This window comes from Mesorhizobium sp. WSM4814, from assembly GCF_055811595.1.
The window spans coordinates 76,661-89,357 of sequence record NZ_JBVVQT010000013.1; the positions used below are offsets into that span (position 1 = coordinate 76,661).

Consider the following 12,697-nt stretch of genomic DNA (forward strand, 5'->3'; position numbering starts at 1 on the left):
TGATCAGGCCCGTCAATAACAAGCGGAGCCAGTCACGCCAGCGTCGCGCTGCCCCTCACCCTAACCCTCTCCCCGTAAAAAACGGAGGATTCGCCAGCGTTGCAACCATCCCCCTTCTCCCCGTTCTGCACGGGAAGAAGGGGGATGAGGGGCCAGCGCCGACGACGCTCAGTTTCCGGACATCGCTTTCAGACTGGCGGCATAGGCGTCGACGTCGTCCTTGCCGATGATCTTGGTCGGGATGATGATCAGGCCGTTCTCCGGAATGCCCGACTTGTCGCCCTCGAGATAGGCCGCCATCAGCTTCATGCCCTGGTAGGCCCATTCGAACGGCTGCTGCACGACGGTGGCGGCAACGGTGCCTTCCTTGACGCCGCCGAGCGTGATCGGATCGTCGTCGAAGCCGACCACCGTGATCTGGCCGAGCTTGCCGGCGTCGCGCAGCGCTTCATAAATGCGCGGGGTGTTGTAGGAATAGAAGCCGACCATGCAGGTGACATCGGGGCTGGCGACCAGCGCGTCCTCGACGTTCTTCTTGGCGCGGGCCTGGTCGATGTCGTCGCCACGCACGTCGATCAGCTCGATCTTGGTGCCGGCGAGCCCTTCCTTCATGCCTTCGATGCGCTCCTTGGCATTGTCGGCGCCGAGCAGGCCGACGAAGCCAAGGCATTTGCCGCCGTCGGGCATCGCCTTCTTGGCGATCTCGGCCGCCTGCTTGCCGGCATCGATGTTGGACGAGCCGATATAGGCGATACGCTTGGTCTGCGGCGCGTCGCTGTCGGTGGTGAACAGCGCCGTCTCCGAGGCGATCTTGTTGAGCCCGTCGGTCGAGGTCTTGGGATCGACGGCCGAAACCATGATCGCCTTGACGCCGGCCGTCACCAGATCATCCATCAGCCGCTGCTGGATGGCGACCGACGACTGTTCCGGATATTTGAGCTCGAGATTGTAGTTGGGCAATTCGGCCTGGGCCTTCTTGACGCCGGCTTCGGCCGCCTTCCAGAAATCGGAAGCGCCGTTGACGACGAAGGCCAGCGTCGGTTTGTCCTGGGCACCGGCAATCGCCGTGAAGGACAGGCCGAGAGCCAAAGCCGCTGCGGCGACGGACGCATTTCGTATCGCAGATTTCATGTTCAACCTCCCATTTGATTCAGTCATTTTCGCTGATCTGAACTTTGTCGAATGCGGCTTGGACGCCCTCCTCCTCAAGGGTGCTGGCAGCGAAAGAACGGCGCCATCCCAGCCACAGTCTGAACTCTAGAGACTCATTGGCTGCTCGTAAATAGTCCGATTTGTCTGATATTTCGTGATCGTGGAGCGTTGCCCCGCAGCGCAAACGTCCCGGACGAAGGTGGCCAAAGCTATGCGGATGAGGCTCCTGTGGGAGGCAAACTCGCGGATACTGGTATACGAGTATACCAGTATCCAGTTCGGCTACCTGAGAACAGCTTCTGCAGCCAACCCTTCTAGTCCCCTGAAAGCTGCGCTTCAATTCGCAACGCAAGTGCTATAGTGAGACCAGGAAAGCGGCTCGCCGCTTACCGAGGCAACGAAAGCGAAAGCGTATTGGTCGCAGTGGATGCAAGCCGTAGCGATGGGATGAGACGAGGCGGCCGAGGACGGGACGGGCCTGGCGTCGTGCTCAGCCTGGGTGCCGGTCTGCGGCTGCTGGCTTCGCTGCTCTTTTTGATCTGGACCATTCCTGCGGCAACAGCCGACCAGGTTGCGCATGACCTTGCCGAAGGCCAAATCGGCGCGACCGAACCGGTCACACACCCGACTGTCCTTGCCCGCAGTATTGCGCGCCACGTCGGCGCTGAGACTTCCCGTGTCAAGACACCTGTCATTGCGAGAGATGGCAAACCGTTTTGCATAATCGCGGATTTGCGGCTGCCGCCCGAAACCGCGTCAGCCGCGCCGTTTGGCATATGGTCCGACGACCGGCCGGAACTGTCGCCGATCCGCGCCTTTGATGCGCGCGCGCCTCCGCTTCTCACGGCGTGAACCTGGCCGCGACCGCGGCCCTAGACCCGCAAAACTTTCACACCGCGTTCCGTTCGTCGGGTTGCTCGCCGATCGGAACGCCAAAGCTCTTGTCGGAGGCGGTTTGCGCCCGATATGGGCTGAACGGACAAGAACATGCTGCATTTTTCGCGCTGGAAGACCATTCTCATCTGGCTGACGGTCCTGGCCGGTATTCTTTACGCAGCTCCCAATTTGGTTCCCGCCTCCACTCTGGCATCGCTGCCGAATTGGCTGCCAAAGCAGCAGCTGACGCTGGGGCTCGACCTGCAGGGCGGCTCGCACATCCTGCTCCAGATCGATCGGCAGGACCTTGCCAACGAACGTCTCGAATCGGCACGCGACGAGGTCCGCACATCGCTGCGCGATGCCCAGATCGGCTATACCGGGCTTGCCGGCACCGCCAATTCCATCCAGGTCCGCATTCGCGACCAAGGCCAGATCGAAGCGGCGAAGAGCGCGCTCGAAAGATTGGCGCAGCCGATCTCGACGGGCATGTTCATGAGCGGCTCGGTGACCGAGATGGAGATGACCGAGCCGGAACCGGGCCTGCTGCGCTTCACGCTGACCGAAGCCGGGATCGACTACCGGATCGCTGCGGCGCTGACCCAATCGATCGAGGTGGTGAGCCGGCGCGTCAACGAACTCGGCACGACCGAGCCGATCATCCAGCGCCAGGGATCGGACCGCATCATGGTCCAGGTGCCGGGCCTGCAGGATCCGCAGCGGCTGAAGGATATCCTCGGACAGACGGCTAAGCTGACCTTCCAGATGGTCGACCAGTCGATCCCGGTCGAGGAGGCGATCTCCGGCCGCCCGCCGGCGGGCTCGACGGTTATGTATTCGACGGAAGAGCCGCGGGTTCCGCATCTGATCGAGAACCGGATCATCGTTTCCGGCGAAAACCTTGTCGATGCGCAGGCAACCTTCGACCAGCGCACCAACGAGCCGGTGGTCTCGTTTCGCTTTGACAGCCGCGGCGCCACCCGCTTCGGTCAGGCTACCCAGGCCAATGTCGGGCGCCTGTTCGCGATCATCCTCGACAACGAGGTGATCTCCGCGCCTCAGATCCGCGAACCGATCCTGGGCGGCACCGGGCAGATATCCGGGAGTTTCACGGTGGAGAGCGCGAACGATCTTGCGGTCCTGCTGCGCGCCGGTGCACTGCCTGCCGACCTCACCATCGTCGAGGAGCGCACCGTCGGTCCGAGCCTCGGCAGCGATTCGATCGAGGCGGGCCAGTTCGCGGCAATCATCGCCGGGGTCCTCGTCGTCGGCTTCATGCTGTTCGCCTATGGGCGACTGGGGCTGATCGCGAATATCGCGCTCCTCGCGAACGTCGCACTGATCATCGCCGTCCTGTCCGTGCTCGGGGCGACGCTGACGCTGCCTGGCATCGCCGGCATCGTGCTGACGATGGGCATGGCGGTCGATTCCAACGTCATCATCTTCGAGCGCGTCCGCGAAGAGAACCGCCAAGGGCGCTCGATCGTGCAGTCGATGGATTCCGGGTTCAAACAGGCGCTGGCGACTGTCGTCGACGCCAATGTGACGACGTTGATCGCCGCCGTCATCCTGTTCTTCCTCGGCTCGGGGCCGATCAAGGGGTTTGCCGTCACACTCGCCATCGGTATCGTCACCACCGTGTTCACGGCGTTCACGCTGACGCGTTGGCTGGTCGCGTTCTGGCTTCGCCGGCAGCGGCCGAAAACCATGCCCGCCGGTGTCATGCGGCTGGTGCCCGACGACACGCGCGTGCCGTTCATGGCATTCAGAAAATACGCCTTCACGCTGTCCGTTCTGTTGTCGATCGCCTCGGCGGTGCTGTTCTTCACTGTCGGCATGAACTACGGCATCGACTTCCGCGGTGGTTCGAGCATCGAGGTGCAGGCAAAGGGCCAGCAGGCCGACATCGGCGACATCCGTGAGCGGCTGACGGGTCTCGAACTGGGCGAGGTGCAGGTGCAGGAGTTCGGCTCGGCCCGGGATGTGCTGATCCGCATTGGCACCCAGGGGGGCGGCGACGTTGCCGAACAGTCCGCCGTCGAGAAGGTAAGAAGCGCGCTCGAAACCGACTACGAGTTCCGCCGCATCGAGGTTGTCGGTCCGACAGTGTCCTCCGAACTCGCGTTCAACGGCACAATGGGCGTGCTCGCCTCGCTGCTGGCGATGCTCGTCTACATCTGGATCAGGTTCGAGTGGCAGTTCGGGCTCGGCGCCATCATTTCGACGTTCCACGACGTGATCCTGATGGTCGGCTTCTACGTCGTCGCCGGCATAGAGTTCAATTTGACCTCGATTGCCGCGATCCTGACTATTGTCGGCTATTCCATCAACGATACGGTTGTCGTCTATGACCGGGTCCGCGAGAATCTGCGCCGCTATAAAAGGATGCCGATTGCCGAGCTGCTCGACCTGTCGATGAACCAGACGCTGGCGCGAACGGTCCTGACCGGCGTGACCACGCTGTTTGCGCTGGCGGCGCTTTCGATCTGGGGCGGCGAGGTGATCCAGTCCTTCACGGTCGCAATGATCTTCGGCATCCTCGCCGGGACCTATTCCTCCATCTTCGTCGCCGGGCCGCTGCTGATCCTGTTCAAGCTCCGGCCGGGCGCCCTCAGCCAGGAGGAAGCCGCAGTGGCGAAAGAGCCGCCAGCGCAACAGGCCTTGTAATGGGCGGTGCCATCTCTTTGGGTCCGCTGTAGCTCCAGCGCGGCCGCCTGCTCCAGGCTGACACCCGGGACGAGCGGGTCCGCGTGACGGTGCTCGAGCCGCCATTCGCGTTCGTCCGAGCGATGCACCGCTCAGCCGGCAGAATTGCATGTTGATCTTGATGAAGCCAATGATATGATTTCAGGAATATGCTGAATGAAATTGATCTTTCGCGCACCGATCTCAATCTCCTCGTCCTCTTCGAGGCCGTGCTCGGAGAGGGCCACGTGGGCCGGGCGGCGGACCGGCTTAACCTGACGCCATCGGCAGTCAGTCACGGACTCGGCCGGCTGCGCCGGCTCCTCAACGATCCGCTGTTCCTGAGAACGCCCAAGGGCGTGGTGCCGACGGCGCGTGCTACGGAACTCGCCGCGCCGATCGCCGACGTTCTGGCGCGCGTGCGCAGCGTGATGGCGACTGCCGCGCCCTTCGATCCCGCTACGGCCATGCGCCGGTTCGCAATCGGCGCACCGGACGGTGTCTCAGCCGTGATCCTGCGCCCGCTCCTCGCCGAACTCAGCCGGATTGCGCCACGCATCGACGTCGGCGTGCGTCAGATCTTGCCCTCGCCAGCCCGCGTCTGGCGGAGCGCGATTGTCGATCTCGAGGCGCACGCCATCGATATCGCGATCATTCCGTCCGATGACATCCCGCCTCGCTTCGAAAAGCGCTGCATCTACGAAGAGGACTTTGTCATTGCCATGCGCCCTGGACATCCGTTCGCGCGTGATCCGAGCCTGGAGCGATACTGCAGCATGCAGCATCTGGTCGTCTCGGAGAGCGGCGATCCTTACGGCTTCGTCGATGAACAACTGGCCAAGCAAGGCCGGGCGCGACGGGTTGCGTTGACGGTTCCGAACTTCATGTTTGCGCTCGCGGTCATCGCCGAGACCGACCTCATCTCGGCCCTGCCGCGGCGGTTCGTTGCCATGCATGCGGCGCGTTTCGGCGTGCTGAGCCTCGATGCCCCGTTGCCGTTGCCCGGCTTCCGGCTCAACGCCGTCGCTCCCAAGGTCGCGATGGTGGATGCGGGCGTGGCATGGCTCTTCGATCTGCTTGCGGAGCAGACTGCGCAGAACCACCCCAGCGGCTTGCCCGCACGAAGTCGGCAATCATAGCTCGGAAAGCTTCGTCGGCGCCGCCAGCGTGGATGAAACTGACAATTGCGTTTCCCCTGCAGCGCTACTCCGCGGGAGTTGGGAAGTGCTTTCCAAGCCGGGTTCGCCATTTTGGCTCCTCCCGTTTTGCGATGCTTGCTGCATCGACCGATGCGATCGCCGGCAGCATCTTTTTTACTGAACCTCCTTTCCTTGCGGGTTGGCTGGTGACGGATGCGCCGTCACGACAAGGCGATGCGACCGTCCCTGCGGCGCAGTTTCGTCGTGATAGCGTGCCGCCAGCGTGGTGATGGCCTCAGTCAATTCACGCGTGAACGAGGCGCGGTCGGCGGCGGAGCGGAAGCGGATTTCGGTGTCGATCGCCAAGGTCGCCAAGCGCTTGCCGGCATCGGTGGCGGCGCGCTGGAGAGCTCCGATCTCCCGCACCAGCCGGGCGCCGAGCGCGATCAGGTAGCTTGCCGACAGGCGGTCCGGGGTGCTGTCCGGATCGGCGCCGACCGGACCCAGTGCGCTCGTCGAGACGACATAGCTTGTGGCGCTCGCCACCATGAGCCGCTCCGTCAGGCCACCCCACTTGCGCGTGTCTGCAACTTGGACAAGCCCGTGCTCCTCCAGAGCATGCAGGTGGTAATTGATCTTCTGCCGCTTGAGGCCGAGGCGTGTGGCGAGGGTAGCGGCCGAGGCCGGCTCCCGCAGTTCTGAGAGGAGTTGACTCCGAACGGGCTCCAACGCGGCGGCGGCCGCGCTCGGCCGATCTATGACTTCGATATCGAGCATGCAGCCCTCACATTGACAATCTTTCCTGTCAATGCGCGTTGACGATTGTAATTGTCAAGAGCGAAAGGGCCGCTTCGTCCGAACTTTCCAGCTGGCTGCGGCTGCAGCAAGCGAGCCAGCTATCGCCCACTGCGGAGTCGATGCGTCCCGCAGACGGCCCCGCACGGGGCAATTGCAATGACGGTGCCGTTCGTTGTAGCCATTGCGACCGCTTGATTTTGGAGGAGACGCAGCATGGACCGATTCACTGGCGGTTGCCTGTGCGGCAACGTCCGGATTGTGGCGTCGGGACTCCCATACCGGGTCGGCATTTGTCATTGTCTCGACTGCCGCAAGCATCATGGCGCCCTTTTTCACGCTTCCGCGGTGTTCCCCCAGGATGCGGTGACGATCGAAGGTGAGACGCGCGACTACGCCGGGCGGTTTTTCTGCCCCCGCTGCGGCTCGACAATTTTCGGACGCACCGCAGACGAAATCGAAGTGAATCTGGGATCCCTGGACGCCCCTGACCAACTGATGCCAACCTACGAAAGCTGGATAATCCGTCGCGAGTCCTGGTTGCCGCCGTTTCCGCTCACGAGGCGGTACGAGCGCGATCGTGACGCCACGAGTCGCTTTGAGGAATAGTCGCACGAACGCTGCGAAAGCGTTTTGGGAGGTCACGCCGGCACGTCACTCCGGAAGACCGGCCTTGCGGAAGCCGTCGACGAAATGCTCGAGCGTCGCAGCGTCGCGGAATGGCTCCGTCGCGGCCCAGTGGCGCGTGGTGAAATGCGGGTTGCCGACGAGGAACAGTTCGGCCTCTGCGCGCGCCTCGTCGAGCCGGCCCAGTTGGGCAAGGCTTGCCGCCAGGAAGCGGCGCGAGCTTGTACGATAGGTCTCATCCCTGCGCAGTGTTTCGACAGCGGCTTCGTATTGGCCGGCGGCATATTGCGCCTGGCCAAGCGTCAGATAGTACCAACGTGCCGGAAACGGGTTCAGCCGGAATGCCTTGCGAATGTGCTCAAGGCCTTTCTTGACCCGTCCGGCCAGGACCGCGATGTCGGACAATGCCGCCCAGGCATCGGCTTCGTTCGGATCGAGCTCGATCGCCCTGGCGAATTCCGCATCCGCCTCGGCGAAGCTGCGCTCATAGGCAAGCAGGTAAGCCAGAACCCAGCGGCAGCCGGCATCGTTCGGATCGATCGCCACGGCTTTGCGCGCCAGTTCCAACGCAACGCTACGGGCCGTTTCGCTAGGTCCGCCGGAATGCACCCATCCCATCCAGTGGTTCATGGCAAGCCAGCGATGGGCCTCGGCATATTCCGGATCGAGCGAAACCGCGCGGGTGAGCATCAGATGCGCTTCGCGCGCCGTCTGTGGCGTGTCATCCATCAGCTTGCGCGCCCGCACGCAGAGATCGTAAGCCTCGAGACTGTTGGGCCGGTTGCGCGGCGGCGGTGCGCGCAGCCTGCCGAGCAACGCCTCGACGATCTTGCCGGTGACCTCGTCCTGAACGGCAAAGATGTCTTCCAGGCTGCGATCGAAGCGTTCTGCCCACAAATGGTCGCCGCTCACTGCGTCGACCAGCTGGGCGTTGATGCGCACGCGCCCCGCAGCACGTCGTGCGCTCCCCTCCAGCAGGTAGCGCACGCCGAGATCCTGCGCGATATCGCGCACGTCCATCGCCTTTCCCTTGTAGGCGAAGGCCGAGTTGCGTGCGATGACGAACAGCCCGGAGATCCTGGACAGGTCGGTGATCAGGTCTTCGGTCAAGCCATCCGCGAAGGATTCCTGCTCGGGATCGTTGCTGACATTGACGAAGGGCAGCACCGCTATCGATGGCTTGCCGGGCAGCGGCAAAGGTTTTCGCTTCGCGCCGAGCTGTTCGACAGGCCCCGTGAAGCGGTAGCCGACGCGCGGAACCGTGGCGATCCATTCGCCGCCATCTGCAGCCGGGCCAAGCAGCTTTCGCAGCACCGCGATCTGTACGGTGAGGTTGCCTTCCTCGACGGCCGTGCCCGGCCACGCCGCGTCCATCAACTCGGCCTTCTCAAGGATTTCGCCGGCTCGTCCAACGAGCGCCGCAAGCAGCTTTAGCCCGCGGTAGCCTACGGCAACGGGGACATCGTTGCGAAGCAGCGTTCCCGCACCGGAATCAAGCACGAACGGACCAAAGGCAAAGCGCGATCCCTGCATGCGGCGTATCTATAGCCCGTTTGGAAGTTTTGAGAACTATTTGGCAGAGCTTAATTACGACGCTGTTCGTATCCTGCAGAATTCAGCCTCTTTCAGGTCAAAGGTCCCTGGACCTCAAACCTATGGAGGTTGCTATGAACGATACTCTTGCATCGGCCCGGCATCAGGCAGGGGCAACGCCCGTCAAGCCGGCGGGAATATTGCGTCGGCAACACAGCCTGGCGACCCTGCGAAGCATTATCGCGGCGTGGGACGAGCGGAAACGCTTTCGCTGGGAACTTGAGCAAATGGCGAAGGACAATCCCCACTTGATCGACGACATCGGTCTGACGAGACGGCAGGTCGAGGCAGAGATCGCCAAGCCCTTCTGGCGGCGATAATCCTTGTCGCCGCAAGGTCGCGAACCGTCATCCTCGTCCTGGCTGGGCCAAAAATTTCGGAACGATGCGAGAAGCTGGGCCGCCGATCCGATGCCAAGATCGGGCCTTGGCATGCGTCAGCGGCCCGGCTTCTTCCTTAGTCCTCGTCGTCTTCATCGGTGTAGCGCTCGCGATAGCGGCGACGATCATAGTCCTGGTAACGACGGGAGGATCGGTCCTCCTGGTAAACCCTGCGTTTGACGTAGGTCTCACAATAGTCATCTTCACAGTAGGTCTCGACAATCCGCTCACGCACAACGCCGTTGTTCGACGAGCTATTCGAGCTGGTGTTCGAGGACTGGCTGCCCGCGTGGGCAACGACTGTCGCCATCATCGTCGCTGATGTCACCAGTAGGAACTTCATACGCATGGCTGCCTCCATTTTTGGCTGGATAGCGCAACTCAAAGCCAAGTCGAGGTGAACTCAACTGCTGGGCCTGCGGAGCGTGCACTGCAGTCTAGCCCAAAGTGTGGCTTGGCGCGCCGGACAGGATGAAACTGGCGTCTCGTACATTGTTGCTGCGCCTTTCTGAGATCACCGCTCGGAGCGGTCCGACTTGCGCCCCATAAACTGCCCTCGCCGCCCCAGCCAAGATCGGACCAACCGGTCATTGGTCAAGGGGAAGCGAAATGACCTCCATGCAGAATTCGAGCGCTCATCGGCTTCGGCGCAATCCGGCCGCGCCACTCCTGGGCGCGAGGGCTCAGGGTAGCGGGATTGGCTTGTCACTGAGTGTGCGCAAGTAGGCAATTATGTTTGTGCGTTCAGTCTCGTCCGGAGCACCCGGCACCTCCATGTAAACGCCCGGCGTCGTGAGCATGGGCTCAAGCAGAAATTTGTTCAGGTCCTCGTATGTCCAGACACCCTGCCATGCCAGCAAGGCGTCGGAGTAACGCCTCTTGGCCACAGATGCTTTGTCGCGACCGACGACATTCCACAAAGTCGGTCCCTGATTGCCCCCTTCGTCCGGCACGGCATTGTGGCAATAGGCACAGAGGCGGGAGAAGGAGGCTCGGCCTTTCTCCACGTCGGCGGCAGCCAACTTCTTCGCGATCGGGGCTGGCGTTGGCAAGATGACGCCGTGCGCGATGAGATAATCAGCCACTTCGCGTTGCCCCTTGAATTTCGCCAGATGGAGCGGTGTCTTGCCGTCCTTTGTCTTCGCATTCACATCCGCGCCGGCCTCAACCAGTGCCTTCACGCAATCGAGGCAACCGGATCTGGCGGCGATGTGAAGGGCGTTTTCGCGGTTGCGCTGCGAATTTGGATTTGCGCCCCTCTCCAGCAACAGATTGATCAAATCGATCCGGCGTTTTGCCAGAGCCGGCATGAGGGCAGGACCCAAACCCGGCGTCGGGGCGGCGTTGACGTCGGCACCGCGTTCGATGAGCAGTTTTGCCGCCGCAAAATGCCCGCCCCTGACCGCAAGATAGAGTGGTGTGGCTTGCCCATCACTCTCATCGACATCGGCGCCGGCGTCGAGCGCTGCCGCAATCGCCGCGACATCGCCCGTTTTCGCGGCGTCGTGGATGGCGGCGGCATGCGATGCAATCGGTGCAAGCACCAACAGAATGAACAGCAAAAACCCGCGCATCCGGCACCCCACTGTCAAACTGGAGGACGGCCAAAAGGCGCTGGTTCGACAGTTCGTCGACGATATCCTCGTCATCGACCGTTGGAAAGTCTCGTCGGGTATATCGTCAGCGACGTGAAAGTGCGAACCGCAGTCGCTTCATCGCGGCGATCATTCCGGCTGACCCGAGCAATGGACCTGTTCACCCCAGCGGCATAAGCCCTCTGCCCCGGCACAGAGCGTCGATCCGCTTTCCGTCAACGAATAGACGACCTTCGCCGGAGAACCCGGATGGACTTTTCGGTTCACAAGCCCGTCTGCCTCAAGTTCTCGCAGCTGCTGCGTCAGCATCTTTTCGCTGATCGCCGGAATTGACTGCCGCAGCCGGCCGAACCTGCGTGGTGTCGCGCCGAGCTCGCAGATGATGTCCAGCTTCCACTTGCCGGAGACCATCTTTATCGCGGTTGCAAAACCATTCTCGGTGGGTTTGTTCACCTTGCCCTCCTTACCGGCAGGTAACCACTTACGCATCCGTGCGTATTGGTGTCGCGCTTCCCAAATCATAGCTCTTCCTCGGAACGACAAGCGAGCCGAGCGTTGCGCCAATCAAAATATGGGATGTCGGAATGATGACCAACAGTATTCCTAGGAGAAAGAGCATGACGAATGCAAAACCGGATACAATGCAGGCCGCCGCCATCGACCGGTTCGGTGGAGCCGAGTTGGTTACTGTGCGAGCCGTGCCAGTGCCCGAGGTCGGGCCGAGCGATGTCCTAATCCGCGTCGAAGTGGCGGGCGTGGCCTCGTGGGACGCGCTCGAGCGTGAGGGTGGCTACGACGGGGCTTTCGGAATGCCGTCGACATTCCCCTATGTGCTCGGCTGGGACTGCGCGGGCGCAGTCGTCGCCGTTGGCGGCCAGGTTAGCCGCTTTAGGGAAGGCGACCGGGTGTACGCTGCATCCATGCCACTTCCCAAGGGTGGAACCTATGCCACCTACGCAGTGACGGATGCGGACAACGTGTCGCTCATCCCCGCCAAGCTCACGATCGAGCAAGCCGGCGTCATGGGCTGGGATGCGTTGACCGCGCTCAGCGGCCTGGAAGAGGTCGGCCTAAAGCAGGGCGATACAATAATGATCTTCGGCGCCAGCGGCGGTATCGGTCACATGGCCATCCAACTCGCAAAACGATTGGGCGCCCGCGTATTGGCGGTGGCTTCGGGCGATGACGGCGTGGCGCTATCGCAGCGGCTGGGCGCCGACGCCATCGTCAACGGGCGCAAGGACGACGTGGTGGCGGCCGCTCGTGAATTCGCCGCCGGCGGCCTCGACGCTGCCCTTGTCACCGTAAGCGGTGAGGCGGCCGACCGCGCGCTGACGTCAGTGCGCGACGGCGGTCGGGTCGCCTGCCCGCACGGCGCGACGCCCGATCCAAATGTCCGGCCCGGCGTGGAGCTCATTCGCTACAACGGCGCCCGCAGCCAGGACGCGACCGACAAGCTTAACCGCCTGATCGACTCTGGCCCGTTCGACGTCCATGTCGCCCGTACATTCCCGTTCGACAGGGTTGTCGATGCGCACCGAGCGCTTGCCACCCACTACGTCGGCAAGCTCGCTTTGCGGGTGAGTTGAGCAAAGGGTGGATCCATCAGACATCACCAGGCGTTGCGACGGCGGAACAGGATTATGACAGCCATGGAAATGTGCTGGCGCTTTCCCATCCGCCGATCGCCGCTGATCTGCCAGAAACAAAAAAATGTGCTGCCGTTTGCGGTCACCGACTATCGGCTGCAAATGGCGCGTCGGAGAGGATGAAACTGGGCACCCTATGTCATTGCTGCGCCCATTGATATCTAAGATCACTTCTCGGAGCGGAGGATCGGCTTTGCACCACTTGC

General features: G+C 62.4%; 13 protein-coding genes. 7 read left to right on the forward strand and 6 right to left on the reverse strand.

Going from position 1 to position 12,697, the window contains the following annotated elements; all coding sequences use genetic code 11:
- Nucleotides 1–168: 168 nt before the first annotated feature.
- Complete coding sequence (locus AC0L2V_RS19790) at nt 169–1,131, reverse strand: sugar-binding protein (RefSeq protein WP_473507889.1); 963 nt, start codon at nt 1,129–1,131, stop codon at nt 169–171.
- A 1,008-nt stretch (nt 1,132–2,139) separates the two neighbouring features.
- Here AC0L2V_RS19790 and secDF point away from each other — a divergent pair.
- Both secDF and AC0L2V_RS19800 read left to right on the forward strand, forming a co-directional pair.
- The gene (gene secDF, locus AC0L2V_RS19795) at nt 2,140–4,695 is read left to right on the forward strand and encodes a protein translocase subunit SecDF (protein ID WP_287206071.1); all 2,556 of its coding nucleotides are present in this window, start codon (nt 2,140–2,142) and stop codon (nt 4,693–4,695) included.
- Between the two features lie 188 nt (nt 4,696–4,883).
- Nucleotides 4,884–5,852, forward strand: a complete 969-nt coding sequence (locus AC0L2V_RS19800; protein WP_473507890.1) for a LysR family transcriptional regulator — start codon at nt 4,884–4,886, stop codon at nt 5,850–5,852.
- A 174-nt stretch (nt 5,853–6,026) separates the two neighbouring features.
- On the opposite strand, the gene AC0L2V_RS19805 is transcribed toward AC0L2V_RS19800, so the two are convergent.
- Entirely contained in the window at nt 6,027–6,629 is a 603-nt protein-coding gene (locus tag AC0L2V_RS19805) for an ArsR/SmtB family transcription factor (protein ID WP_473507891.1), read from the reverse strand.
- Between the two features lie 234 nt (nt 6,630–6,863).
- Between AC0L2V_RS19805 and AC0L2V_RS19810 the strand changes: the two genes are divergently transcribed.
- The gene (locus AC0L2V_RS19810) at nt 6,864–7,256 is read left to right on the forward strand and encodes a GFA family protein (protein ID WP_123146189.1); all 393 of its coding nucleotides are present in this window, start codon (nt 6,864–6,866) and stop codon (nt 7,254–7,256) included.
- A 45-nt stretch (nt 7,257–7,301) separates the two neighbouring features.
- On the opposite strand, the gene AC0L2V_RS19815 is transcribed toward AC0L2V_RS19810, so the two are convergent.
- Nucleotides 7,302–8,807 (reverse strand): winged helix-turn-helix domain-containing tetratricopeptide repeat protein, encoded by a 1,506-nt coding sequence (locus AC0L2V_RS19815; RefSeq protein WP_473507892.1) that lies wholly within the window; start codon nt 8,805–8,807, stop codon nt 7,302–7,304.
- Nucleotides 8,808–8,941: 134 nt separating this feature from the next.
- On the opposite strand from AC0L2V_RS19815, the gene AC0L2V_RS19820 reads away from it, so the two are divergent.
- Nucleotides 8,942–9,187, forward strand: a complete 246-nt coding sequence (locus AC0L2V_RS19820) for a DUF1127 domain-containing protein (RefSeq protein WP_473507893.1) — start codon at nt 8,942–8,944, stop codon at nt 9,185–9,187.
- 136 nt (nt 9,188–9,323) lie between these two features.
- Here AC0L2V_RS19820 and AC0L2V_RS19825 read toward each other — a convergent pair whose 3' ends face one another.
- Complete coding sequence (locus tag AC0L2V_RS19825) at nt 9,324–9,596, reverse strand: hypothetical protein (RefSeq protein ID WP_473507894.1); 273 nt, start codon at nt 9,594–9,596, stop codon at nt 9,324–9,326.
- A 334-nt stretch (nt 9,597–9,930) separates the two neighbouring features.
- Nucleotides 9,931–10,809 (reverse strand): ankyrin repeat domain-containing protein, encoded by an 879-nt coding sequence (locus AC0L2V_RS19830; protein WP_473520967.1) that lies wholly within the window; start codon nt 10,807–10,809, stop codon nt 9,931–9,933.
- On the opposite strand from AC0L2V_RS19830, the gene AC0L2V_RS19835 reads away from it, so the two are divergent.
- Nucleotides 10,799–10,939: a hypothetical protein gene (locus AC0L2V_RS19835; RefSeq protein ID WP_473520968.1), complete on the forward strand. Its 141-nt coding sequence runs from the start codon at nt 10,799–10,801 to the stop codon at nt 10,937–10,939. The genes AC0L2V_RS19830 and AC0L2V_RS19835 overlap by 11 nt on opposite strands.
- A gap of 32 nt (nt 10,940–10,971) precedes the next feature.
- Here the strand turns inward: AC0L2V_RS19835 and AC0L2V_RS19840 are convergent, their stop codons facing one another.
- On the reverse strand, nt 10,972–11,295 hold the full coding sequence (locus AC0L2V_RS19840; protein ID WP_473514512.1) for a winged helix-turn-helix transcriptional regulator: 324 nt from the start codon (nt 11,293–11,295) through the stop codon (nt 10,972–10,974).
- A gap of 164 nt (nt 11,296–11,459) precedes the next feature.
- Between AC0L2V_RS19840 and AC0L2V_RS19845 the strand changes: the two genes are divergently transcribed.
- A complete protein-coding gene (locus AC0L2V_RS19845; protein WP_473507897.1) occupies nt 11,460–12,431 on the forward strand; it encodes a quinone oxidoreductase family protein in 972 nt (323 codons plus the stop codon).
- Nucleotides 12,432–12,485: 54 nt separating this feature from the next.
- Nucleotides 12,486–12,614 (forward strand): hypothetical protein, encoded by a 129-nt coding sequence (locus tag AC0L2V_RS19850; protein ID WP_023796963.1) that lies wholly within the window; start codon nt 12,486–12,488, stop codon nt 12,612–12,614.
- Nucleotides 12,615–12,697 lie beyond the last annotated feature (83 nt).